General features: G+C 57.8%; 23 protein-coding genes. 16 read left to right on the top strand and 7 right to left on the bottom strand.

What is annotated here, in order from left to right; translation table 11 throughout:
• Positions 1-4 precede the first annotated feature (4 nt).
• Positions 5-322 (top strand): YdbL family probable chaperone protein, encoded by a 318-nt coding sequence (locus tag L466_RS09140; protein WP_014169919.1) that lies wholly within the window; start codon positions 5-7, stop codon positions 320-322.
• On the opposite strand, the gene feaR is transcribed toward L466_RS09140, so the two are convergent.
• Positions 323-1,231, bottom strand: coding sequence for a transcriptional regulator FeaR (gene feaR, locus L466_RS09145; RefSeq protein WP_014169920.1), 909 nt, complete (start codon positions 1,229-1,231; stop codon positions 323-325).
• Between the two features lie 241 nt (positions 1,232-1,472).
• Between feaR and L466_RS09150 the strand changes: the two genes are divergently transcribed.
• Positions 1,473-2,972 (top strand): aldehyde dehydrogenase family protein, encoded by a 1,500-nt coding sequence (locus tag L466_RS09150; RefSeq protein WP_032681100.1) that lies wholly within the window; start codon positions 1,473-1,475, stop codon positions 2,970-2,972.
• Between the two features lie 41 nt (positions 2,973-3,013).
• Here L466_RS09150 and L466_RS09155 read toward each other — a convergent pair whose 3' ends face one another.
• From L466_RS09155 to paaZ, 3 genes are all read right to left on the bottom strand, one after another.
• Positions 3,014-4,120 carry a GGDEF domain-containing protein gene (locus L466_RS09155; RefSeq protein WP_032681099.1) on the bottom strand — a complete coding sequence of 369 codons (1,107 nt, stop codon included), beginning with the start codon at positions 4,118-4,120 and terminating at the stop codon, positions 3,014-3,016.
• Between the two features lie 261 nt (positions 4,121-4,381).
• Positions 4,382-6,658: a primary-amine oxidase gene (tynA, locus tag L466_RS09160; RefSeq protein ID WP_032681098.1), complete on the bottom strand. Its 2,277-nt coding sequence runs from the start codon at positions 6,656-6,658 to the stop codon at positions 4,382-4,384.
• A gap of 165 nt (positions 6,659-6,823) precedes the next feature.
• Positions 6,824-8,863, bottom strand: coding sequence for a phenylacetic acid degradation bifunctional protein PaaZ (gene paaZ, locus L466_RS09165; RefSeq protein ID WP_032681096.1), 2,040 nt, complete (start codon positions 8,861-8,863; stop codon positions 6,824-6,826).
• A 284-nt stretch (positions 8,864-9,147) separates the two neighbouring features.
• Here paaZ and paaA point away from each other — a divergent pair, with 284 nt between their 5' ends.
• From paaA to paaY, 13 genes are all read left to right on the top strand, one after another.
• Positions 9,148-10,077: a 1,2-phenylacetyl-CoA epoxidase subunit PaaA gene (gene paaA, locus L466_RS09170; protein WP_014169925.1), complete on the top strand. Its 930-nt coding sequence runs from the start codon at positions 9,148-9,150 to the stop codon at positions 10,075-10,077.
• An 11-nt stretch (positions 10,078-10,088) separates the two neighbouring features.
• The gene (gene paaB, locus L466_RS09175; RefSeq protein ID WP_006175064.1) at positions 10,089-10,376 is read left to right on the top strand and encodes a 1,2-phenylacetyl-CoA epoxidase subunit PaaB; all 288 of its coding nucleotides are present in this window, start codon (positions 10,089-10,091) and stop codon (positions 10,374-10,376) included.
• An 8-nt stretch (positions 10,377-10,384) separates the two neighbouring features.
• Positions 10,385-11,131, top strand: a complete 747-nt coding sequence (paaC, locus tag L466_RS09180; RefSeq protein WP_032681095.1) for a 1,2-phenylacetyl-CoA epoxidase subunit PaaC — start codon at positions 10,385-10,387, stop codon at positions 11,129-11,131.
• Positions 11,132-11,145: 14 nt separating this feature from the next.
• Positions 11,146-11,643, top strand: a complete 498-nt coding sequence (paaD, locus tag L466_RS09185) for a 1,2-phenylacetyl-CoA epoxidase subunit PaaD (protein WP_025204283.1) — start codon at positions 11,146-11,148, stop codon at positions 11,641-11,643.
• 7 nt (positions 11,644-11,650) lie between these two features.
• On the top strand, positions 11,651-12,721 hold the full coding sequence (gene paaE / locus L466_RS09190) for a 1,2-phenylacetyl-CoA epoxidase subunit PaaE (protein ID WP_032681094.1): 1,071 nt from the start codon (positions 11,651-11,653) through the stop codon (positions 12,719-12,721).
• Complete coding sequence (gene paaF / locus L466_RS09195; protein ID WP_032681093.1) at positions 12,718-13,485, top strand: 2,3-dehydroadipyl-CoA hydratase PaaF; 768 nt, start codon at positions 12,718-12,720, stop codon at positions 13,483-13,485. Before paaE ends, paaF begins: the two co-directional genes overlap by 4 nt.
• Positions 13,485-14,273 (top strand): 2-(1,2-epoxy-1,2-dihydrophenyl)acetyl-CoA isomerase PaaG, encoded by a 789-nt coding sequence (gene paaG / locus L466_RS09200; protein WP_025204280.1) that lies wholly within the window; start codon positions 13,485-13,487, stop codon positions 14,271-14,273. Before paaF ends, paaG begins: the two co-directional genes overlap by 1 nt.
• Before the next feature lies 1 nt (position 14,274).
• Positions 14,275-15,702 carry a 3-hydroxyacyl-CoA dehydrogenase PaaH gene (gene paaH, locus L466_RS09205; protein WP_032681092.1) on the top strand — a complete coding sequence of 476 codons (1,428 nt, stop codon included), beginning with the start codon at positions 14,275-14,277 and terminating at the stop codon, positions 15,700-15,702.
• Positions 15,692-16,114, top strand: a complete 423-nt coding sequence (gene paaI, locus L466_RS09210; protein WP_032681091.1) for a hydroxyphenylacetyl-CoA thioesterase PaaI — start codon at positions 15,692-15,694, stop codon at positions 16,112-16,114. Before paaH ends, paaI begins: the two co-directional genes overlap by 11 nt.
• Positions 16,114-17,319, top strand: a complete 1,206-nt coding sequence (gene pcaF, locus L466_RS09215; protein ID WP_020884239.1) for a 3-oxoadipyl-CoA thiolase — start codon at positions 16,114-16,116, stop codon at positions 17,317-17,319. Before paaI ends, pcaF begins: the two co-directional genes overlap by 1 nt.
• A 26-nt stretch (positions 17,320-17,345) precedes the next feature.
• Positions 17,346-18,662, top strand: coding sequence for a phenylacetate--CoA ligase PaaK (paaK, locus tag L466_RS09220; protein ID WP_014169934.1), 1,317 nt, complete (start codon positions 17,346-17,348; stop codon positions 18,660-18,662).
• Positions 18,663-18,784: 122 nt separating this feature from the next.
• Positions 18,785-19,720 (top strand): phenylacetic acid degradation operon negative regulatory protein PaaX, encoded by a 936-nt coding sequence (paaX, locus tag L466_RS09225; RefSeq protein WP_014169935.1) that lies wholly within the window; start codon positions 18,785-18,787, stop codon positions 19,718-19,720.
• 9 nt (positions 19,721-19,729) lie between these two features.
• Entirely contained in the window at positions 19,730-20,326 is a 597-nt protein-coding gene (gene paaY / locus L466_RS09230; protein ID WP_020884237.1) for a phenylacetic acid degradation protein PaaY, read from the top strand.
• 94 nt (positions 20,327-20,420) lie between these two features.
• Here paaY and L466_RS09235 read toward each other — a convergent pair whose 3' ends face one another.
• Positions 20,421-21,359 (bottom strand): omptin family outer membrane protease, encoded by a 939-nt coding sequence (locus L466_RS09235; RefSeq protein ID WP_032681090.1) that lies wholly within the window; start codon positions 21,357-21,359, stop codon positions 20,421-20,423.
• A gap of 193 nt (positions 21,360-21,552) precedes the next feature.
• Positions 21,553-22,458, bottom strand: a complete 906-nt coding sequence (locus tag L466_RS09240) for a LysR family transcriptional regulator (RefSeq protein ID WP_032681089.1) — start codon at positions 22,456-22,458, stop codon at positions 21,553-21,555.
• A gap of 149 nt (positions 22,459-22,607) precedes the next feature.
• Here L466_RS09240 and L466_RS09245 point away from each other — a divergent pair, with 149 nt between their 5' ends.
• Positions 22,608-22,895: a DUF1330 domain-containing protein gene (locus L466_RS09245; RefSeq protein WP_014169939.1), complete on the top strand. Its 288-nt coding sequence runs from the start codon at positions 22,608-22,610 to the stop codon at positions 22,893-22,895.
• Here the strand turns inward: L466_RS09245 and L466_RS09250 are convergent.
• Positions 22,892-24,286 (bottom strand): amidohydrolase family protein, encoded by a 1,395-nt coding sequence (locus tag L466_RS09250; RefSeq protein ID WP_032681087.1) that lies wholly within the window; start codon positions 24,284-24,286, stop codon positions 22,892-22,894. The two genes, L466_RS09245 and L466_RS09250, sit on opposite strands and share 4 nt — an antisense overlap.
• Positions 24,287-24,383 lie beyond the last annotated feature (97 nt).

Genomic DNA, 24,383 nt, shown 5'->3' with positions numbered 1-24,383 from the left:
TGCCATGAAACGATTAGCTCTGATGTTACTGGCGCTCGGCATGAACGTGCAGGCGGCAACGCTGACCTTAAATGACGCCCGGACGCAGGGGCGCGTGGGGGAAACTCTGAGCGGTTATCTTGCGCCAATCAAACAGGATGCGGAAACCCTGGCGCTGGTCAATCGCATTAACGCCGCGCGCACGGAAAGCTATCAGAAGCTGGCTGACAGCAACAATCTGCCGGTGGACGAAGTAGCGAAAATGGCAGGGCAAAAGCTGGTTGCCCGCGCCCAGCCGGGCGAGTACGTGAAAGGCATCAACGGGAAATGGCTGAAGAAGTAGTTAGCGAAAGCGCTTACGATATTCGCCAGGCGAGACGCCAAAACGTTGCTTAAAAGCGGTTGAAAAATGGCTGTGGTCGGAAAAGCCCCAGCTGTAGCCAATGCCCGCCAGCTTTTCATCATCGCTGGCGGAGCGCAACACTTGTGCGCACAGGTCGAGACGGCGGTTTTTAATGTACTGGGCGACCACCAGCCCCTTATCAGCAAACATGCGGTAGAGGCTTCGCACCGACATCCCGCTCTGTGCGGCAATCCATTCCGGTCGCAGTGATTCAGACTGAATATGATCGTCAATCAATGACAGCACATTGCGGAACAGGCGTTCTTTACGTGGCTGAGCCACGTCGCGCTGCTGGAACGCGGGGCGAAGCAGACAGATCATCGCTTCCAGCGCCGCTTCACTCTCCCGGTCACTCAGATCGGCATTCCCCATACTTTCCATCAGCAGGTGGTGGCTTAACTGAACGGTGGGCAGCGTGCGCGAAAGGGTGAGCGCGCAGCTTACCTCCTGAAAACGACACTGTTGCTCAATAATCTGGCGCGGAACCAGCAGCGAAATCTGGCGGGATTTTTCATGCCAGGCAATGGAGCACGGGCGGGAAGCATCAAGCAGCGTGATATCGCCGGTCTTCAGCACCGCGCGGCGGTCGTCCTGTTCAATCTCCGCGCTGCCCTCCAGCTGAAATACGGTGTAGAACCAGGCATCGTTACTGTCGTTAATCTCATGGCGGGATCGGAACAGGTTAACGCCACCTGCGGTTACGGTGCTTAACTTCAGGCTACGGGCATAGCTGGTTTCCAGCTCGCCGACGAATTCCCCCTCCAGCGGACGCGCATTAAAACGCCCGCAGACCTGGTTAATTTGTGCCAGCCACTGTTGATACTGTTCCTCTTCGCTTGCACACGCCATCGCTTATCTCGCTGCACCGTCAATGTTTTTGCATTGTTGCATTTGTGTTGCATTTTGTCAGAGCTATGAGGCTGACTATAGGAAAGAACACTCTCCGGTAACAGCGTTATAAGACGGAATTATCACGATTTGCGGAGCCTGTCACAGGTGGCAAAGCGAATGTCACAGAGACAAAAGCGAGAATCCAAAACCCCTCTTAGACTGCATTAACACCCTGCGAATAAAAACGAAGGAGTACCCTATGTCTGAATCTCAGGTAGCCGTTCAGCCTGCCGTACAGCAGTTTTTAGACCGACATCATGGCCTGTGGATTGAAGGGCGTCAGGCCGCGTCGGACAGTGAAAAGCGGCTCAATGTCTATAATCCGGCAACGGGCGACGTCATCGCCTCCACCGCCGATGCCAGCGTTGATGATGTCGACCGCGCCGTGATGTCCGGCTGGCGTGCGTTTGTTGCCCGTAGCTGGGCCGGAAAATTACCGGCAGAGCGTGAGCGTATCCTGCTGCATTTCGCCGATCTGGTTGAACAGCACAGCGAAGAGCTGGCCCAGCTTGAGACGCTGGAGCAGGGGAAATCCATTCATATCTCCCGCGCCTTTGAAGTGGGCTGCACCCTGAACTGGATGCGCTATACCGCAGGGCTTACCACGAAAATTGCCGGTAAAACCCTCGACCTCTCCATCCCCTTACCGCAGGGGGCCCGCTATCAGGCGTGGACGCGCAAAGAGCCGGTTGGCGTGGTGGCCGGGATTGTGCCGTGGAACTTCCCGCTGATGATCGGGATGTGGAAAGTCATGCCTGCGCTGGCGGCGGGGTGTTCCATTGTCATTAAGCCTTCAGAAACCACGCCGCTCACCATGCTGCGCGTGGCGGAACTGGCAAGTGAAGCGGGCATCCCCGACGGGGTGTTTAATGTGGTCACGGGAAGCGGTGCGGTGTGCGGTGCCGCGCTGACCTCACATCCGCATATTGCCAAAGTGAGCTTTACTGGCTCAACGGCGACAGGCAAGCAAATTGCCCGCGCGGCGGCGGATACGCTCACGGGGGTGACGCTGGAGCTGGGGGGGAAAAACCCGGCTATCGTGCTGAAAGATGCTGACCCGGCCTGGGTAATTGAAGGCCTGATGACCGGCAGCTTCCTGAACCAGGGGCAGGTTTGTGCGGCGAGCTCCCGTATCTATATTGAAGCGCCGCTGTTTGACACGCTGGTCAGCGGGTTTGAGCAGGCGGTGAAATCCCTGAGCGTCGGGCCGGGCATGTCGCCGGAGGCGTTCATCAACCCGCTGGTCTCGCGCGCGCACTGCGATAAAGTGCAGACCTTCCTCGACGAGGCAAAATCGCGCAATGCGGAGTTGATCACCGGTAACCGGGGGCCGGATGGCAAAGGTTATTACGTGTCGCCGACGCTGGTGGTGAACCCGGATGCCGCGCTGCGACTCACCCGCGAAGAAGTGTTCGGCCCGGTGGTCAACCTGGTGCGCGTCGCGGATGGCGAAGAAGCGCTGGCGCTGGCCAACGACACCGAATTCGGGCTGACGGCCAGCGTCTGGACGCAAAATATCAGCAAGGCGCTGGAATACACCGACCGGCTGCAGGCGGGGACCGTCTGGGTGAACAGCCATACGCTGATCGACGCCAACCTGCCGTTTGGTGGCATGAAGCAGTCCGGCACCGGGCGCGATTTCGGCCCGGACTGGCTGGATGGCTGGTGTGAAACCAAATCGGTATGTGTGCGATATTAAAACAAAGCGTGTCGGGCTGGCGCAACGGCCACCCGACACGGCTATCGTGACCAGCGGTCCCGTCCGGCCGCTTTCGCCCGGTACAGCGCCTCATCGGCGCGGGCGATAATCTCCGTCCCCGCCAGACCCTCTGCCATTCCTGCAATGCCCATGCTTACGGTGACGTGATCGCTGATTTTTGAGGCATCGTGCGCTATTGCCTCCGCGCGCAGGCCGTCCTGAATACGCATGGCAACTTTTTCGGCTGTGTTTTCCGGGCAATCAAAGAGGATCACCACAAACTCTTCACCGCCGTAGCGAGACACGACATCGTCAGGTGTTCGCACCGACTGCCGGAGCACCTGCGCCACGCGGGTCAAGCATTCGTCACCGGCCTGGTGACCATAGGTGTCGTTGTAAAGTTTGAAATAATCTATATCCAGCATAATCAGCGAGAAGGCTTTTTTCTGCTCAACGGCATTCTCCAGCACCACTTCCATCTTGCGACGGTTGGCGGTCTGGGTTAACGGATCCTGATGCGCCAGCGCTTCCAGCCGCGAAATCAACAGCTGGTTTTGCTGGTTACGTCGCCAGGCCTCATCAAACCAGCTTATCAGGATGAAACGCCCGCAGAGCAAAATCAGCGTAAAGACGGTCCAGACGGCGGCAAAGTGAAGGTTGACACCATCATTGAGTACCCAGCTTGCGACCGGTAGCGTGACCCAGAGCGGGATCACGAAGGCGAGTAACCCACGGGGGTAAAAGTAGAGCGCCGTCAACCCGGCGAGTAACAGAATCGCGCACAGGGGCCAGACGTGGGGCAGCAACAGATCGGTGATAAACCAGAAACAGGATATCGACCAGATGACGCTACAGAAAAAGAGCACCACGCTGATGCCGGCAATACGTCGCCAGGCCATGATGATTAACGCAACTGACAGAATAATAATGCCGAACATCGAGGCATCGATAAACTTCAGCAGAGGCAGCGACCGGAGGTAGAGGGGGTCGTCGGGCTTAAGCGAGACGTGGCGCAGCAGGATCATCACGGCGAAGCTGATGTTGACGAATGCCAGCCACGGCAGGTTCATCGCCAGCCCGTGCATGACCATCGCCTGACGCGTCGGCCAGGCAGCCCGCTCTGGCGTCGTTTTTTTTCTTTTTTCCATAAATGCTCTTTATCCTTTTCTGGGAGCAAGTGAGACAGGAACGGGCGGAGGAACCGTCCGTACATATCGCCGTTACGGTGTCACAATATTAAACCATAAGAGCTAACCCATACAGCCAAGTATGGCATCGCGTTGGGCGCTGTCACGACGGAACTTAAGACTAGCCAGCAGAAGGTGTTAAAGAATGGCTGGAGTAAGATAACGATAAGCAGGACGAGACAGTCAGCAAATAAAAAACCGGGCGTTACGCCCGGTCTGTTTTTATTTCTGCTCGTCTTTTTTCCTGCCGAGTGTCGGCGTTTCGTCGAAGAAGTTCCACGGTTTGAGCAGGGTATGCACCCATTCCGTTGGCATGATTGGCCACTCTTCGGCGCGCGCGACGTGGGTTGTGCCGGTGGTCATCCAGACGACGTCATCCTGATCGTTTAGCGACTCGTTATCTTTGCTGTATTTGCCAAGCCCCGTATCGTGGGTTGAGCGGTTTGGGAATTTGCCCTCCGGGTACATCTCATCCGGATGGTAACGCGTCACCCACAGCTGTTTATCCATAAAGCTCAGGCGGTGATAGATCCACTCGTCCGGGGCAAATTTCGCGCCGGTCGCCACCGGGTGCGTCCCCCCGGCGTAAGGGATTATCTGATACGAAATTGGGTTCCCCATGCGGTTCTCTTTGCTGGTGTTGCTCAGCAGACGAATGGTGCCCGGGTCAAATTTCTGCGCCGCCTGCTGCTCGGTATCAATAGCGTACTGATTGATCTGCATGGTGCTGGTTCGCGGGCCGCCGGCGGTGTTCGGTTTCACTTGTGGATCCATTGCCACCAGCGTGTTGTTGATGCCATCCACATCCATATCGAGACGGAAGTTATAGATGTGCTGGTGGGTGGTCCCGACGATGTTGTGATCAATTAATGTGCCGTATCGGGTATCGTCTTTGGCAGTAGGGTCATGCATCGTTTTCGCCTGTACGCCTTTCACCGCCTCAATCCCCGTTGCACCGGCATCAATCCCGATGGTGCCATTTTCGTGGAATACCCAGTCGAAAATGTAGTCGTAGTTGCCAACGGTGCTCACCCAGCGAATCACCAGCTCGCGCCGCTCGGTACTGACGTTAGGCTGACCCATCTCCTGGTGTTTATATTCCGGTCCTGCGTAGCGTTCAAAAATGGCGATGGCGCGGGGGATCTCCATCGGCGCACCGGTATAATCGGCAATGGTTTCATTGAGCATCACGGCGTTGGATGGCACGTCTTTGCCGCGCACCAGCGGAGAGGTCAGGGTGCCCATGCCGTAATCGCCGGAATCCAGATAGGCTTTGAAGTACCAGCCCACGTCAGGGTCACCGTAAGGAACGATCATCCCGCCCAGGGAGCCCTGATACATAATCTGGCGTTTTTTGCCGTTGTCATTGTAGGTGACGGTAGAAATCATTGGGCCCACGCGGGAATCCAGACTCAGATGGAAATCCCAGTTCTGCCAGTGAATCATATCGCCGGTAATGGTGTAGTTTTTGCCTTCCGGCTCAATGATGTCGAGCGGCTTTTTCGGCGTGTTAATGCGATCACGTCCATCATACGGACGCGGCGTCATCGGCACCGGCACAACGGCACCTTCTTCAATCTTCTGGATCTTCTTCTGCTCAAGGTCGACCACTGCCACCAGGTTCTCAATCGGGTGCGCCCAGTAGTTGCCGTCGCCCACGTCCAGATAGCTCACCACTTTCAGCAGCCGGTCTTCCTGTTTCAGGCCATCTTTGCCGTCGAAATAGCCGACGGTCAGTGGCGTGGTGATCACTTTCTTCGTATCGGTAATGCCGCGCTTTTTCAGAACCTCGGCAAACTCTGCACTCTCGTTGATGATCTGCTGAACGGTCGCAAAATCATCCAGCAGCACCATGCCGTGGGCATCTTTAATGGCGTCCCAGCGCAGGATCTTTTTATCCTTCAGGTCCACCAGACTTTCAATAACGTGTTTCCCGTCCAGCATGGTGATGTTCGCCTGGCGGGGAGAGTCCACCGCCGTGCCGTTGAGCACAAAGTCCCACACTTTGGCTTTCTCGGGTTCGGCCAGGGCTATCTGGGTGAAGCGGGTGTTCGGTTTAAAATCCGCAGAGCCTTTCACAATCTCCACGGCTTGCTTAATTTCGTCAGCCGTTAGCGCGTTTAACGGGTGAGGGCGTTTTTCAACCTGGAAGGTCTGGTCGAGACCCGACTGGAAAACGTCGTTGATGAAGGTCTCGGAGATGAACGCTTTTTTGCCTTTCATGACCACCGGCACCTGCAGCGTGAGGGTTTTGCCGTTCACAATAGCGGTTTTCGCGCCGGGCTTGACCTTCACATATGCCCCGTCCTTTGCAATAGTGAACATCTGTGCGTAATCATCCCACTGCACATCGGCGCCAAACGCCTGCAGCGTTTTGTCCATCGGGACCATATGCGCCTCACTGCCGTGTGCGAAAACAGGTGATTGCCAGGCGCAACACAGCGCAACGGCCATAGCCAGTGCCGTTCTACGGGCAGAAAAAGAAGAATTGCTTCCCATCGTAGACCTCATCTTGTTGTGTTTATTGTGTTGTGACAGCCTTATCCTGACAGGCGCCCGAGAAAAGCGTTTGCCTGCATCTGCCAGGTTATTTGTTAGTCTTGCCAGGTTAAAAAAAGACCGGGGCGATATCACACCCCGGTCAACGTGCGAGAGAGGAACGTGTCAGAAGTCGCCGTGCTGGCGCGCCACCAGCGTCAGGATGGAGTAGAGCGCGACCGCCTGCTGGTGCTGGTTAAAGATCTCAACGGCCCATTCGACCACGCCGGTTGGCTTCTCATCGGCGGTCCGTTGTTTCTTGAGCGTTTTACGTTTACAGGTGAGGCGCACCTGAATGGTATCGCCCGGCTTAACCGGTTCGATAAAGCGCAGGTTTTCCATGCCGTAGTTGGCAATCACCGGCCCAACGCCGGCATCAACAAACAGACCCGCCGCGGCAGAGATCAGGAAGTAACCGTGTACCACCCGTTCGCCAAAGATGGATTCTGCCGCGCCGATTTTGTCCATATGGGCGTAGAAGTGATCGCCGCTCAGGCAGGCAAAGTTAACGATATCGGCTTCCGTCAGGGTGCGGCGCGGGGTCAGCAGGCTGTCGCCCGGCTGCAGTTCTTCAAAGTATTTCCGGAACGGATGAACGCGATCTTCCTGAACCGCAGCACCCCGTACCCACTGTTTGCCGATGGCGGCAAGCATGGTCGGGCTGCCCTGAATGGCGGTGCGCTGCAGATAGTGCTTCACCGCACGCAGTCCTCCCAGCTCTTCACCGCCACCTGCGCGGCCAGGACCGCCGTGCACCAGCTGCGGCAGCGGAGAGCCGTGTCCGGTGGACTCCCTGGCGGATTCGGCGTTAAGGATCTGAATTCGTCCGTGCGCCCGCGCCGCGCCGGCAATAAACTGGCGGGCGATAGCCGGGTCGGCGGTGACCAGCGTACCGGCCAGACTCCCGCCACCCGCCCGTGCCAGCTGCATCGCGTGGTCTGAATTGCGGGAGGGCATCAGCGTGGCGACCGGCCCGAAGGCTTCGGTGCAATGCACGGCGGGGGTTTCATCTGGCTGTGGGCAGAAAAGCAGCGTCGGCGGGAAGAATGCCCCCGCAGCCTGCAGATCGGCTTTTCCGCCGAGTCTGACCTGGCAACCCGCCGCAATCAACAGATCGACTTTCTCCTGCACGTCCGCGCGTTGCTCGCCGTTCACCAGCGCGCCCATCTTCACCCCGTCCTCTGCCGGGTCGCCGACGACCACGTTTTGCAGCCGCGCGATCAGCGCCTGGCTGACGGCATCCATCTGATCCTGAGGCACAATTATGCGGCGGATGGCGGTACATTTTTGCCCTGCCTTGACGGTCATTTCGCGTACCACTTCGCGAATAAACAGCGCGAATTCTGGCTGTTCCGGCGTCACATCCTCACCCAGAACGCAGCAGTTGAGGGAGTCGGCTTCCATGGTAAAGGGAATGGAGTTCGCCACGATATTCGGGTGAATGCGCAGGCTCTGGCCGGTGCTGGCGGAGCCGGTAAAGGTCACCACATCCTGGCTGTCGAGATGATTCAGCAGATCGCCCGCGCCGCCGCAGACAAGGCTGATAGCACCGTCCGGCACCAGACCGCTCTCCACAATCGCTTTCACCATCGCCTGCGCGACCTGCGCGGTGGCGGTGGCGGGTTTGATAATGGCAGGCATCCCCGCAAGCCAGGTGGGCGCCAGTTTTTCCAGCATTCCCCAGCACGGGAAATTAAAGGCGTTGATATGGACCGCCACGCCCGATTTTGACGTCAGTACGTGACGCGCAGCAAAGCCGCCTTCCTTCGACAACGGGATCAGCTCATCTTCCGGCCAGAGTGTTTCATCAGGCAGCTCGCGACTCCCCAGGCTGGCATAGGTGAACAGCGTCCCGATCCCACCCTCAATATCCACCCAGCTGTCCGCTCGGGTCGCCCCGGTCTGGGCAGACAGGGCATAGAACGTCTCTTTCTCACTAAGCAGATGTTTCGCCACCGCCTTCAGCATGGCGGCACGGTCGATAAAGGTCATGGCGCGCAGGGCTTCGCCGCCACGCGCGATCGCATAGCGACGTGCATCCGCCATGTCCAGCCCTTCGCTGGTCACGGACCACAGCGCTTCGCCACTGATGGCGTGATGGATAGTACGTTCGCGGCCCCGGCCAGACTGCCAGGTGCCGGACAAGAAGCTGGCTAACTGCTGCATCGCTTATCTCCAAGTGTTACGTAATTTCACTATCAATAGTTTAATCATGAATCATAAAAAGCAAGCTGAGTTTTAATGAATTGTTAACATTGTGATCCAGCGTAATGAAGTGGAAGGCCGGAAGCCCCGTTGTGCAGGCCTTGTGCAAAAAGCCTTGCGAGCACCATCACAAAATAGGGAAACATTTCTTGGGGTTATATTTAACCTTTGTGTAACTTTTAAGAAATGAAGTGATTCAGTATTTCACTTTAGGTGGTAAATAATCGAATCATAAAGGTGATGACGTGACGCAAGAACAACGCTTTGAGCAGCGCATAGCGCAGGAGACGGCGATTGAACCTCAGGACTGGATGCCTGATGCCTATCGTAAGACGTTGATCCGCCAGATTGGTCAGCACGCGCACTCCGAAATTGTCGGCATGCTGCCGGAAGGAAACTGGATCACCCGCGCGCCGACGCTGCGCCGCAAAGCGATCCTGCTGGCGAAAGTGCAGGACGAAGCCGGGCACGGTTTGTACCTCTACAGCGCGGCCGAGACGCTGGGCTGCGCGCGGGAAGACATCTACCAGAAGATGCTCGACGGCAAGATGAAATACTCCTCCATCTTCAACTACCCGACCCTAAGCTGGGCGGATATCGGGGTGATCGGCTGGCTGGTGGACGGTGCGGCGATCGTCAACCAGGTGGCGCTGTGCCGTACCTCATATGGCCCCTATGCCCGCGCGATGGTGAAAATCTGTAAAGAAGAGAGTTTCCACCAGCGTCAGGGCTTTGAAGCCTGTATGGCGCTTGCGCAGGGGAGTGACGCCCAACGCCAGATGCTGCAGGACGCCATTAACCGCTTCTGGTGGCCCGCTCTGATGATGTTCGGCCCAAACGATGACAACTCGCCGAACAGCGCCCGCAGCCTCGCCTGGAAAATCAAACGCTTCGGCAATGACGAACTTCGCCAGCGCTTTGTCGACAACACGGTTCCGCAGGTAGAAATGCTGGGTATGACGGTTCCGGATCCTGACCTGCGTTTTGACGAAGAGAGCGGTCACTACCGCTTTGGCGAGATCGACTGGCACGAGTTTGATGAGGTCATTAACGGGCGCGGTATCTGTAACCACGAACGTCTGGCTGCCAAACGTAAAGCCTGGGAAGACGGGGCGTGGGTGCGTGAAGCCGCACTGGCGCACGCGGAAAAACAACACGCCCGCAAAGTGGCTTAAGAGGAAACACGATGAGCAATGTCTACTGGCCGCTGTACGAAGTGTTCGTACGCAGCAAACAAGGGTTGTCCCACCGTCATGTGGGAAGTCTTCATGCCGCCGACGATCGCATGGCGCTGGAAAATGCGCGTGATGCCTATACCCGTCGCAGTGAAGGCTGCTCTATCTGGGTGGTGAAGGCGAGCGAGATTATCGCCTCTCAACCGGAAGAGAGCGGCGAGTTCTTCGACCCGGCGGAAAGTAAGGTTTACCGCCATCCTACGTTTTACACCATCCCTGATGGCATCGAGCACATGTGAGGTCAGGGATGAAAACATTATCCGCATATGCCCTGCGTCTGGGCGACAACGGTCTGGTGCTCTCCCAGCGTCTGGGCGCCTGGTGTGGTCACGCGCCGGAGCTGGAAATCGATCTCGCGCTCGCCAACATCGGCCTCGACTTGCTGGGGCAGGCGCGCAATTTCCTGACCTATGCCGCAGAGCTGGAAGGTCAGGGCGATGAAGACACCCTGGCGTTTGGGCGTGATGAACGCCAGTTTCACAACGTGTTGCTGGTGGAACAGCCTAACGGCAGTTTCGCCGACACGCTCGCGCGCCAGTACTTTATGGATGCCTGGAACGTAGCGCTGTATGAACGCCTGACCCACAGCAGCGACAGCCAGCTTGCCGCCATCGCCGCGAAAGCCATTAAAGAGGCGCGCTACCACCTGCGCTTCAGTCGTGGCTGGCTGGTGCGCATGGGTGATGGAACGGAAACATCTTCACAGCGTATGCAGCAGGCGGTCGACACCCTGTGGCGGTTTACGGCCGAGCTGTTTGAAGCCGATGACGTCGAGCTGGCGTTGATTGCCTCCGGCGTCGCGGTTGATCCGCGCGAGCTTCGTCAGCCGTGGGAGCAGGAAGTGTTTTCCGGTTTGCAGGAGGCCACCCTGAGCGTGCCGTCGGAAGTGGCGTATCGCACGGGGGGCAAGCGCGGGCTGCATACCGAACATCTCGGCCCAATGCTGGCAGAAATGCAGTATCTCCAGCGTGCCCATCCGGGTCAGCAGTGGTAAGTACGGAGGTGAAGATGCAGCGTTTTGCCGGGATTGCACCCGCGGAGATCCCTCAAATCTGGTCGCTGTTAAGCCAGATTCCGGACCCGGAAGTGCCGGTGTTAACCATCACCGATTTAGGCATGGTGCGTAGCGTATCGCCGCAGGGCGAAGGCTGGGTCATTGGCTTTACGCCAACCTATTCAGGCTGCCCGGCGACGGAACATTTGCTTGGCGCGATTCGCGAGGCGATGACCGCACACGGCTTTACGCCAGTGCATATTGTGCTGCAGCTCGAACCGGCCTGGACCACCGACTGGATGACGGCGGATGCGCGTGAACGCCTGCGCGCATATGGCATCAGCCCACCGGTGGGCCACAGCTGCCACGCGCATGCCCCGGCCGAGGTGAGTTGCCCACGCTGTGCCAGCACACATACCTCGCTTATCAGTGAATTTGGTTCGACGGCCTGCAAAGCGCTTTATCGCTGCAACGACTGCCGTGAGCCTTTCGACTATTTCAAATGTATTTGAGGTTGCCATGACAACGTTTCATTCATTAACAGTGGCAAAAGTGGAACCCGAAACCCGCGATGCGGTGACCATCACTTTCGCGGTACCCCAGGCGTTGCAGGACGCCTATCGCTTCCGTCCCGGACAACACCTGACCCTGAAGGCGAAGCTGGGTGAGGATGAGCTGCGTCGCTGTTACTCCATCTGCCGCAGTACCGCGCCGGGTGAGATCAGCGTAGCGGTGAAAGCCATCGAGGGCGGACGTTTTTCCCGCTATGCCCTGGATGAGATCAAACAGGGCATGGCGCTGGAGGTCATGGTGCCGCAGGGCCAGTTTGGTTACCAGCCGCGCGCCGACCGGGAAGGGCACTATCTGGCCATTGCCGCGGGTTCAGGCATTACCCCAATGCTGGCCATCTTGTCCGCCACGCTCGCCACCGAGCCGAACAGTCATTTCACCCTGATCTACGGCAACCGCAGTAGCCAGAGCATGATGTTTCGCGAGGCGCTTGCCGATCTGAAAGACAAATACCCGCAGCGTCTGCAGCTGGTCGCCATCTTCAGCCAGGAGGTGCTCGACAGCGATCTGCTGCATGGACGTATCGACGGTGAGAAGCTGCAGGCGCTGGCGAAAACCCTGATCAACTTCCGCCAGTACGACGAAGCCTTTATTTGTGGCCCGTCCGCCATGATGGACGACGCGGAAGCGGCGCTGAAAGCGCTGGGGATGCCAGAGAAATCGATTCACCTTGAGCGTTTTAATACGCCAGGCTCGACCGGCAAACGCACGGTCAGCGTGCAGGCTGAAGGGCAGAAAGTCACCGTGCGTCAGGACGGTCGCGACCGGGAAATTACCCTCACGGCAAACGATGAAAGCATTCTTGATGCCGCCCTGCGTCAGGGCGCCGACCTGCCGTATGCCTGCAAGGGCGGCGTATGCGCGACCTGCAAATGCAAAGTGCTGCGTGGCAAAGTTGATATGGCGACGAACTACAGCCTTGAGCCGGACGAACTGGCGGCCGGGTATGTGCTGAGCTGTCAGTCGCTGCCGTTAACCGCTGACGTGATCGTCGATTTCGACTCCAGGGGGATGGCATGAGCGAACTGATGGTCACCCGTCATGGTCGTGTCCTGCAGCTGACGCTTAACCGTCCGGCGGCACGCAACGCGCTGAATAACGCCCTGTTAGAGCAGATTGCTGACGCGCTCGACGCCGCGGCGGCCGATCGCGATCTCTCCGTTTGCGTGATTTACGGCAACGCACGCTGCTTTGCTGCCGGCGCAGATCTCAACGAAATGGCGGAGAAAGACCTGCCTGCCACCCTGAACGATATCCGTCCCCAGCTGTGGGCCCGGATCAACGCCTTCAATAAACCCCTGATTGCCGCCGTCAACGGCTTCGCGCTGGGTGCGGGCTGCGAGCTTGCGCTGCTGTGCGACGTGGTGATTGCCGGGGATAACGCCCGTTTTGGTCTGCCGGAAATTACGCTCGGGATCATGCCCGGGGCGGGCGGTACGCAGCGCCTGATTCGTAGCGTGGGCAAATCGCTGGCCAGCAAAATGGTGCTGAACGGGGAGAGCATTACCGCGCAGCAGGCGCAGCGCGCCGGGCTGGTCAGCGATGTGTTCCCGGCTTCATTGACGCTGGAATATGCCCTGAAACAGGCGGCGCTGATGGCACGACACTCACCGCTGGCGCTCCAGGCGGCGAAGCAGGCACTGCGCCAGTCTCAGGAGGTTTCCCTGCAGGCCGGACTGGTCCAGGAGCGACAGCTGTTTACGCTGCTTTCAGCGACCGAAGACCGGCGAGAAGGCATCGACGCATTCTTACAGAAACGTACCCCCGACTTTAAAGGACGCTAATCGTGGAATTTATTCTCAGTCATGTAGAACAAGGCGTGATGACCCTGACGCTGAACCGTCCGGAGCGTCTGAACAGCTTTAACGACGTGATGCATCAGCAACTCGCTGAGTGCCTGAAGCAGGCCGAGCGCGATGACACCATCCGCTGTCTGCTTATTACCGGGGCGGGGCGCGGCTTCTGCGCGGGTCAGGATCTTAATGACCGCAACGTCGACCCTAACGGTCCGGCGCCGGATCTGGGAATGTCCGTGGAGACGTTCTACAACCCGCTGGTTCGCCGTCTTGCGACGTTGCCGAAACCGGTGATTTGCGCGGTCAACGGCGTGGCCGCCGGGGCGGGGGCCACGCTGGCACTGGGGTGTGACATGGTCATTGCCGCCCGTTCTGCCACCTTTGTGATGGCTTTCAGCAAGCTCGGATTAGTGCCGGACTGCGGAGGAACATGGTTCCTGCCGCGCGTCGCCGGGCGCGCCCGCGCAATGGGACTGGCGTTGCTCGGAGACAAACTCAGCGCCGAACAGGCACACGCCTGGGGGATGATCTGGCAGGTGGTGGATGACGAACACCTCTCCGCCACGGCCCAGCAGATGGCGCTGCACTTTGCTTCTCAGCCCACCTTTGGTCTGGGGCTGATTAAGCAGGCGATTAACGCGGCAGAGACCAACACCCTCGACGCCCAGCTTGACCTGGAGCGCGATTATCAACGTCTGGCCGGTCGCAGCGACGACTACCGGGAAGGGGTCAGCGCCTTCCTTGCCAAGCGCGCACCGACATTCACGGGGAAATAAGATGGCGATCACGGTTCGTACTGTCGCCGTCATTGGAAGCGGCACGATGGGCGCGGGAATTGCGGAGGTCGCGGCGAGTCATGGGCATCAGGTTCTGATGTATGACATTGCTTCAGACGCGATTTCACGCGCGATTGACGGGATCCGCCAGCGTCTCGCCTCCCGGGTGACTCGCGGAAAACTTTCCGCCGATGCTGGCAGCCAGATTCTTGCCAGGCTGTTGCCGGTAACGGATATCGAAGCGCTCGCCGCGGCAGATCTGGTGATTGAAGCCGCGTCTGAGCGTATCGACGTCAAAAAAGCGCTGTTTGCGCAACTGGCTCAGATTTGCCCGCCGCAGACCTTGCTGACCAGCAATACCTCCTCCATTTCTGTTACGGCGATTGCGGCGGATGTTCACCATCCGGAGCGCGTCGCGGGGCTGCATTTCTTTAATCCCGCACCGGTCATGAAGCTGGTCGAGGTGGTGAGCGGGCTGGCGACATCGCCCGAAGTGGCCGATGCGCTGTGCGAGCTGGCGCTGAACTGGGGGAAACAGCCCGTTCGCTGTCAGTCAACGCCAGGGTTCATCGTCAACCGCGTTGCGCGTCCGTTCTATTCTGAAGCCTGGCGCGCCCTGGAAGAGCAGGTCGCCTCGCCAGAAGTGATTGATGCCGCCCTGCGCGACGGCGGCGGTTTCCCGATGGGACCGCTGGAGCTGACCGACATGATTGGTCAGGACGTCAACTTTGCGGTGACCTGTTCCGTATTCAATGCCTTCTGGCAGGAACGTCGTTTCCTGCCGTCGCTGGTGCAGCAGGAACTGGTGCTGGCGGGGCGGCTGGGCAAAAAAAGCGGGAAGGGCGTTTACGACTGGCACGGTGAGAAACCGGCTGTGCCGTGGCTTGATGCAGTAAACGACAGCTTTACCCCCATGCGCGTGCAGCGCAGAGGTGACGGTGTCACGGAAATTGATGAGCTCCTGTTGATTGAAACCCAGGGGGAGACCGCTCAGGCGCTGGCCCGGCGTTTTCACTGTCCGGTCGTGGTGATTGACCGCATCGAACGCGACGTGGCGGTGATCGCAGCCGCATCGGATAACCCGCATACCGCCACGCAAAAAGCCGTCTGGTACCTGCAGCAGCAGGGACACCGGGTACTGCACATTGCCGATTACCCCGGCCTGCTGGTCTGGCGGACGGTGGCGATGATCGCCAACGAAGCGCTGGATGCGCTGCAAAAAGGGGTGGCCAGCGAGAAGGATATCGACACCGCCATGCGCCTCGGCGTGAATTACCCGAACGGGCCCATTGCCTGGGGTGAGCGTCTGGGCTGGCAACGGCTGTTAACGCTGCTTGAAAATTTGCAACGCCATTACGGCGAAGAACGCTATCGCCCTTGTTCACTGCTGCGCCAGCGTGCGCTTCTGGAGAGTAGCTATGAGTCATAAGGCCTGGCATAACGCCCGTACCATGTATGAACAGGACGCCTGCGCCCAGGCGCTGGGGATCGACATCATCGACATGGACGATGGCTACGCGGTAGTAACGATGACCATCACCCCGCAGATGCTCAACGGCCACAAAACCTGCCACGGAGGGCAGCTGTTTTCACTGGCCGATACCGCCTTTGCCTACGCCTGCAACAGCCAGGGGCTGGCGGCAGTGGCGTCAGGCTGTTCAATCGATTTTCTGCGCCCGGGGTTTGCCGGCGACACGCTGACCGCCACCGCGCGGGTTAAGCATCAGGGCAAACTGACCGGCGTGTATGACATTGAAATTCAGAACCAACAACAGAAAACCGTTGCCCTGTTTCGCGGAAAATCTCACCGCATCGGCGGCAGTGTGACAGGAGAAGCCTGATGCGTGACGCTTTTATTTGTGATGGCGTTCGAACCCCGGTGGGGCGCTATGGCGGGGCGCTGGCCAGCGTTCGCGCCGACGATCTCGGCGCGGTGCCGCTGCGTGCGCTGCTGGCCCGTTATCCGCAGCTCGACCTCGAGCGGATTGATGATGTGATCTTCGGCTGCGCCAACCAGGCGGGGGAAGATAACCGCAACGTGGCGCGTATGTCGCTGCTGCTGGCCGGACTGCCTCAGACAGTCTCCGGCACCACGCTGAACCGCCTGTGCGGTTCGGGTCTGGACGCGATTGGCTTTGCCGCGCGGGCGATCAGGGCGGGTGATGGCGACATGCTGCTTGCAGGCGGCGTCGAGTCAATGTCCCGGGCGCCGTTTGTAATGGGTAAAGCCACGGCGGCGTTCCAGCGTCAGGCGGAGATTTTCGACACCACACTCGGCTGGCGATTTGTGAATCCGCTCATGCATCAGCAATTCGGAACTGACAGCATGCCGGAAACGGCAGAGAATGTAGCTGAATTGTTAAATATCAGCCGAGCCGATCAGGATGCTTTCGCGCTGCGCAGCCAGCAGCGTACTGCTCAGGCGCAGCAGAACGGCATTCTGGCGCAGGAGATTGTGCCGGTGCAGGTGCCCGGCAAAAAAGGAACGATTACGGAAGTTTCGGTAGATGAGCATCCCCGTGCTGATACCACGCTTGAACAACTTGCCGCGCTGAAAACACCGTTTCGCAAGAACGGTGTCGTGACGGCGGGTAACGCCTCCGGTGTAAACGATGGCGCTGCGGCGCTGATTATCGCCAGCGAGTCGATGGCGCACGCGCAAGGGCTTGTCCCGCGCACGCGGATCGTGGCGATGGCTACCGCTGGCGTGGAGCCACGTCTGATGGGCTTAGGACCGGTGCCAGCCACCCGCAAAGTGCTGGAACGTGCCGGGCTCAGCATCAACGATATGGACGTGATTGAGCTTAACGAAGCTTTCGCTTCTCAGGCGCTGGGCGTGTTACGTCAGCTGGGATTGCCGGATGACGCTGAACACGTTAACCCGAACGGAGGGGCCATTGCGTTGGGCCACCCGCTGGGCATGAGTGGTGCCAGGCTGGCGCTGGCCGCGAGCAATGAATTGCATCGACGCAACGGGCGCTATGCGCTGTGTACGATGTGCATCGGTGTGGGTCAGGGCATTGCCATGATCCTTGAGCGTGTTTGAGCGAATAACAGTGTGAGTACCCTACAATGACAAATACAACAAAGCTTGATCCGATCGAAACGGCCTCCATTGACGAATTACAGGCGCTGCAAACCGAGCGTCTGAAATGGACGCTGCATCACGCCTATAACAACGTTCCGATGTACAAACGCAAGTTTGACGCCGCGGGCGTTCACCCTGACGATTTTAAAACGCTGGAAGACATCCGTAAGTTCCCGTGCACCACCAAGCAGGACCTGCGTGATAACTATCCGTTCGATACCTTTGCCGTACCGATGGAGCAGGTGGTGCGTATTCATGCCTCTTCCGGCACCACCGGAAAGCCAACCGTCGTCGGTTATACCCAACATGACATCGACAACTGGGCCAACCTGGTGGCCCGTTCTCTGCGCGCCGCGGGCGGCAGTGCGAAAGACAAAATTCATGTGGCCTATGGATATGGCCTGTTTACCGGAGGGCTGGGCGCGCACTATGGCGCGGAGCGTTTAGGGGCGACCGTTATCCCGATGTCCGGCGGCCAGACGGAGAAACAGGCGCAGCTGATCCGCGATTTCCAGCCGGACATGATCATGGTGACGCCATCCTACTGCCTCAATCTGATCGAAGAGCTGGAACGTCAGATGGGAGGCGATGCCAGCGCCTGCTCCCTGCGTGTGGGGGTGTTTGGCGCAGAGCCGTGGACGCAGGCCATGCGCCGCGAAATCGAGAAACGTCTGGGGATCACCGCGCTGGATATCTATGGGCTTTCCGAGGTCATGGGGCCAGGCGTGGCGATGGAGTGTATCGAAACCGCCGACGGTCCGACCATCTGGGAAGATCATTTCTATCCGGAGATCGTCAACCCGAATGACGGCACGCCGCTTAATGATGGCGAGCAGGGCGAACTGCTGTTCACCACGCTGACCAAGGAGGCGCTGCCGGTGATTCGTTATCGCACCCGCGACCTGACGCGCCTGCTTCCTGGGACCGCCCGCACCATGCGTCGTATGGACAGGATCAGCGGTCGCAGTGACGATATGCTCATCATCCGCGGCGTCAACGTCTTCCCGTCCCAGCTGGAAGAGGAGATCGTGAAGTTCGAACACCTCTCCCCGCACTACCAGCTGGAGGTCAACCGCCGCGGCCATCTTGATTCACTTTCCGTGAAGGTGGAGCTCAAAGAAAGCAGTCTGACCCTGACCCACGAGCAGCGCTGCCAGGTGTGCCATCAGCTGCGCCATCGTATTAAATCGATGGTCGGGATCTCCACCGACGTGATGATTGTCAACTGCGGCAGTATCCCGCGCTCAGAGGGCAAAGCCTGTCGGGTGTTTGATTTGCGTAAAGTTGCGGCTAACGGTTGAGTTTCCCTCATCCTAACCTTCTCCCCAGAAGGGAGAAGGGACTTTCTCTCCCTCTCCCTTTGGGAGAGGGCCGGGGTGAGGGGAATATGCTATGATTCATCCAGACCAAAAATAACAACAGAATGAATCACATGAATAAACTCGATGCCTTTATCCAGCACGCGGTTAGCTCGGTTCCCGTTAGCGGAACGTCGCTTATCTCCTCATTATACGGTGACGCGCTTTCACATCGCGGTGGCGAGATTTGGCTTGGCAGCCTCGCCGCCTTACTGGAAGGCATGGGGTTTGGCGAGCGCTTTGTGCGCACTGCGCTGTTTCGTCTTAACAAAGAGGGCTGGCTGGATGTGTCGCGCATCGGACGACGCAGCTTTTACCGGCTGAGCGACAAAGGGCTGCGTTTGACCCGCCGCGCGGAGAGTAAAATCTACCGTGCTGAACTCCCCGCATGGGACGGCAAGTGGCTGTTGCTGCTCTCGGAAGGTCTGGATAAAACCACCCTTGCTGACGTCAAGAAGCAGCTGATCTGGCAGGGTTTTGGCACCCTGGCTCCCAGCCTGATGGCCTCCCCGTCGCAGCATCTGGCGGATGTGCAGTCGCTTTTACACGACGCAGGCGTGGCGGAAAACGTCATCTTCTTCGAGGCCCATTCGCCGCTGGCGCTGTCCCGCGCGGCGCTGCGTGCCCGGGTCGAGGAGTGCTGGCAGTTGACCGAACAGAACGCGATGTACGAGACGTTTATCCACTCGTTCCGTCCTCTTCTGCCGCTGCTGAAAGAGGCCGCGCCGGACGAATTAACGCCGGAACGCTGCTTCCAGATCCAGCTGTTGCTGATCCATTTTTACCGTCGCGTGGTGCTGAAAGACCCGCTGTTGCCGGAGGAGTTATTGCCTGCACACTGGGCCGGACAAAGTGCGCGACAGCTGTGCATTAATATTTATCAGCGTGTGGCACCGGGGGCGCTGGCGTTTGTCAGCGAGAAAGGTGAAACCTCCGTCGGCGAACTGCCTGTGCCCGGCACGCTCTACTATCAACGCTTTGGTGGTCTTACTATCGTATAAGGAGTGGAGATGCCCGTTTATCAAATTGACGGTCTGACGCCGGTGGTGCCTGATGAGAGCTACGTTCACCCGACGGCAGTGCTCATCGGCGACGTGATCCTGGGCAAAGGCGTGTATGTTGGCCCGAATGCCAGCCTGCGCGGCGATTTTGGCCGGATTGTGGTGAAAGACGGCGCGAACATTCAGGATAACTGCGTCATGCACGGTTTCCCGGAGCAGGACACGGTGGTGGAAGAGGACGGCCATATCGGCCACAGCGCGATTCTGCACGGCTGTATTATCCGCCGTAACGCTCTGGTAGGGATGAACGCAGTGGTCATGGACGGCGCGGTGATTGGCGAAAACAGCATTGTCGGCGCGGCGGCCTTTGTGAAAGCGAAAGCCGAGATGCCCGCCAACCATTTGATCATTGGCAGTCCGGCAAAAGCGATACGTGTGCTGAGCGAGCAAGAAATTGCCTGGAAGAAGCAGGGCACGCGTGAGTATCAGGTGCTGGTGGATCGCTGCAAGCTGACCCTGCATCAGGTCGAACCCCTGCGCGAAGTGGAGCCCGGTCGAAAACGTCTGGAGTTTGACGAGGATCTGCGACCAAAATCGGCGTCATGAAGGGGCGCGCACCTGCGGAAGTAAAGCAGCGCATCGAAAAAGGCCCCGTCAGGGGCCTGTGCATGTTTACGCTGGCCTGTTGCGTTGCGCGAAATCAGAACCGGTATTGCAGACCGGCGGTAACGGTATAGTTTTTGTTGGAAATGCCCGCCGCATCACCGCCAATTGACCCGGATTCGCCCGTGTTAGTATCAATAATCTGCGTGCCGCCTTTGCCCTCTTTGTAACGGCTATACGCGAACTCGGCAAAAACTTTGGCGTGTGGCGTGACGTAATATCCTGCATCCACTGACGCACCATAATAGCGAGAGTCTGAGGTTTTCTCGCGGAAGGTCAGGTCGCGCATATAGTGCTCGTCGTTATCATGAGCGCGCACCCAGTCACTGAATTTAAACAGGCCATTAAATTCGAAATTATTAATACGATACTGCCCCACAAGCCCAATATAAGGCATTGAGAAGCGCTGGCTATAACCAATGCCGCGTTCGCCCGCCGGGAAATTCCCCGTGTTGGTACCGTTATCATAATTATAAGAGCCACCGGTGGCCGTCCAGCTAAAACGGGTTTCCTGATAACCGGCAGTCACGCCCGCTTTATAGCTTTCGCCCTGCAATATCCAGCCTTTTACATTGAGATCGTATTCATTGGCATAATTGACGTTAGTTGCCGGATGCGTCGAATGATCTGTCCAGCTGGATTGTCTTTCGTTCATCCAGTCATAGTCATCCATATGACCCGAGCCGGATGCCAGCGAGGTCCAGCCGCGTGCGTTCAGGGTCAGGAAAGGGTACGCATCCCAGGAAATGTCGCCTTTCAGGATGGCGACGTTTTTAATTTTCCAGTCCAGCTGGCTGATTTTTTTGCCTGTGACGTCGTCATACACCATTTCATGGGATTTCCCGCTGAGCATCCCGCCCGAGGCTGAAACGGTGACGCTGTCAGGTGAGAAATTCGGCGTAAATTGCGTTTCCCCTGCGTATACTGCGCCTGAAAAGGCGGCCATCATCGTCAGTAAAAGCGTATTTCTTGTCATTTTTATGTCCCTAATTAAAATTTAATAAATACCTTGCAATTAAATTTTAAAAGCCACGCAAATAACAATCAACTGCCAGTTTTAGTCATTATTCGCCTTTGCGCTGTATATTCCTTTCACAAGAAACGTCCCTGAACGAGATAATATTGCCGTCCGGCCTCCGACAATTAGCGTGAATATCTTTAGCAGGATATTAATCAAAGTACGGTTTTAAAATGACTTCCGTCCAGTGCATAAAAGCTCTGACACGCTGCGATAAATTGCGCCGATGGGCGACCACAAAAGGGGCATTAAGCGGTTCAGGAGGCAAATGGGGAAGCACTTCAACCAGCGCGCCGCGCTGGATATGGGGCGCCAGCGCGGAATACCCGCCCTGAATTAAGCCCAGACCCGCCAGCCCGGCTTCATGATAGGCCGGTACGCTGTTGACCCGCGCGGCGCCGGGTAACATCACGGACCGGTAGCCATCACCGTCCGGGTACTGCCAGCCATCAGGCCGGGCACCAAAATTTCGCATGTAATGCACCATTCGGTGTCCCTGACGAAGCAGGTCGTCTATCGTCTCGGGCACCCCGACGCGCTCCAGATAGCGTGGGCTGGCGGCGTTAATCATCCGTAACTGACCCAGCGGTCGGGCAATGAGGGTCTCATCAACAATGGGCCCAAAACGAATGACGCAGTCAAAGCCTTCCTGAACCAGATCGACTCGCCGGTCTGTGCTTGAAAGTTCTATTTCAAGTTCAGGATGCGCGTCCAGCAGTTGTGGCAGGGCGGGAATCACTACGCTTTGGGCCAACACTGCTGGCATATCGACGCGTAAACGTCCCCGCAGTGACATGCCGCCAGGCGCAAACATGGACTGCAGATCTTCTGCATCTGACAACAAATCCCGGGCGCGGGAATAAAAAGCCCGACCGTCTTCGGTCAGCTGTACCGCGCGGGTAGTCCGGTGCAACAGCGTCGTCCCGAGGTCATGCTCAAGCTCACGTACGACCGTTGAAACGCGGCCTTTCTTAATGCCCAGGCTCTCTGCCGCCTGAGTAAAGCTCTGCATTTCTGCGACGCGTGCAAAAATAGTCAGTGCATGCAGGTTTTTCATTGTTCACCTTCCGGGTAACAGTGCGTTATTTTTTGGGTGGTTTATTCCCTTATTGATGACTAATAGAGTGTCTTCATACCGCGTAACGCTGTCAAACAGGTTGATGCGCTTTACACCACCGGCAACAGTCCTCAGGAAGGATAAAGAAGATGAATAAAGGTTATTTAATCGCCCACGTGACCGTCACAGATCCTGCTGCCTATGCAGAATATGCGAACGCTGCCGGGGAAGCGCTGCAGGGGTTCAACCCCCGGGTCATCGTCTGGTCAGGGGAATATGAAAATCTCGAAGGGGAGGCGCATGAACGCCATGTCGTTTTAGAATTTGATTCGTATGCTGAGGCCAAACGTTTTTATAACAGTCCCGGGTACGTGGCCGCCAGAAAGCTGCGCGCGGGGGCGGCAACCGGGACATTTGTTGTGGTTGAAGGGGCTTAATCCTGCGCCAGCGGCAGGAAGGTGTCAGCAAATATGTCCGGCTCATACCCGGCTGAGGTAAAGAGATGATGACGTGATTCATCAATGGCCTCGCGAAGGCGGGTGATGTCGACCCCCAGCACGTTGCCGTCTTGCTTCACGATTCGTCCGGCAATCATGACGGTATGGATGTTGCTGCGCTCTGCCGCATGGACCACCGTGCCAAATGCATTGCCGGACGGATAGAGGTTGAGATCGCCGGCGTTAATAAGCACCAGGTCGGCCTGTTTACCCGGTGTCAGGCTGCCGATGCTCTCCTGTAACCCTGCACAGGCCGCACCATCGACGGTGGCTGCTTTCAGGAGCTGTTGGGTATGAAGCGTATTTACGGTGTGCGCTGAACCACAGCAGCGCTGCTGATGCATGCCCATGACGCGCTGGAGGTAAAAAGCCACGCGCATTTCCATAAACATGTCGCCGCTGTACGACGTTTCATTGTCAACGCTGAGGCCGGGGCTGATGCCGTGGCGCAGCGCGGACTGAAGGGCAAACATGCCGTCTTCAATCCCATAGTGCGCATCGGAACGGGGGCAGACGTTCACGCGTACGCCCGCGTCCCGCAGAATTTTCCATCCGTCGTCCGGCAGTGCGGTGCAGTGATTAAAAATATTGTCCGGTCCCAGAAGCCCCTGCTTATGCAGCGCCTCAAGCTGCGACGCCATTTCACCCCCAAAGAATTCGGTCACGATTGGCAACCCCAGCCTGCGGGCCTCCAGCCATTTCTCCGGCTCCAGCTGGGCCATGACCGCCAGCGAAACAAGACTTTCAGGGTTATTCTGGAAATACTTTTCTTGCAGGCGCTGCCAGTTACCGGGCCAGTGCGCGCGATCCCATTCTCCGGACACCGGTGCACCGGAAGCGTGTACGGCGCGGATCCCCGCATCCAGCAGTGCCTCAACGGCCGCGTCCGAATGCGCAGCGGTGCGGCTGTTATGGGAGTTATCAATCACCGTGGTGATACCGGCATCAATACACCCCAGGGCGGTGAGCAGGTTGCCGATATAAATATCGGCAGGGCGATAATACCTGGCGAACGAGAAGTGCGTGGCGTTGCAGTAATCTTCAAGCGTTTTGGCGTCGGGGTTAATGCGGCGCAGTTGTCCCTCCCAGGCATGACGATGGGTATCCACCAGTCCCGGCATGGCAATCATATGTGTGGCATCTATTATGCTGGCGCCTTCTGCTGCCAGATTTTCACCAATGGCGACGATCTTTGCGCCTTCGATAAGGATATCGCCGCGTTCAAAATTACCCACCCTGTCATCCATGGTGAGCAGGGTTGCGCCCTTAATCAACGTGGCGGGTGGGGTTATGCTCTTATTGTTAATCATATTTCTCAGGTAATCGCTCATCTTCTTGTCCTTTGTCTCTTCATGGGTGAGAAATTACGCCACCCGATTACGGCGAAAAAGATGCTTAACGTGTTTTCATTATTCATAATCTACGAAG

Origin of the sequence: Enterobacter sp. BIDMC 30 (assembly GCF_000534355.1) — a bacterium.
Lineage (GTDB): Bacteria > Pseudomonadota > Gammaproteobacteria > Enterobacterales > Enterobacteriaceae > Enterobacter > Enterobacter ludwigii.
The sequence above is the reverse complement of the archived record's forward strand: the minus strand, read 5'-3'. Positions and strand labels throughout refer to the sequence as shown.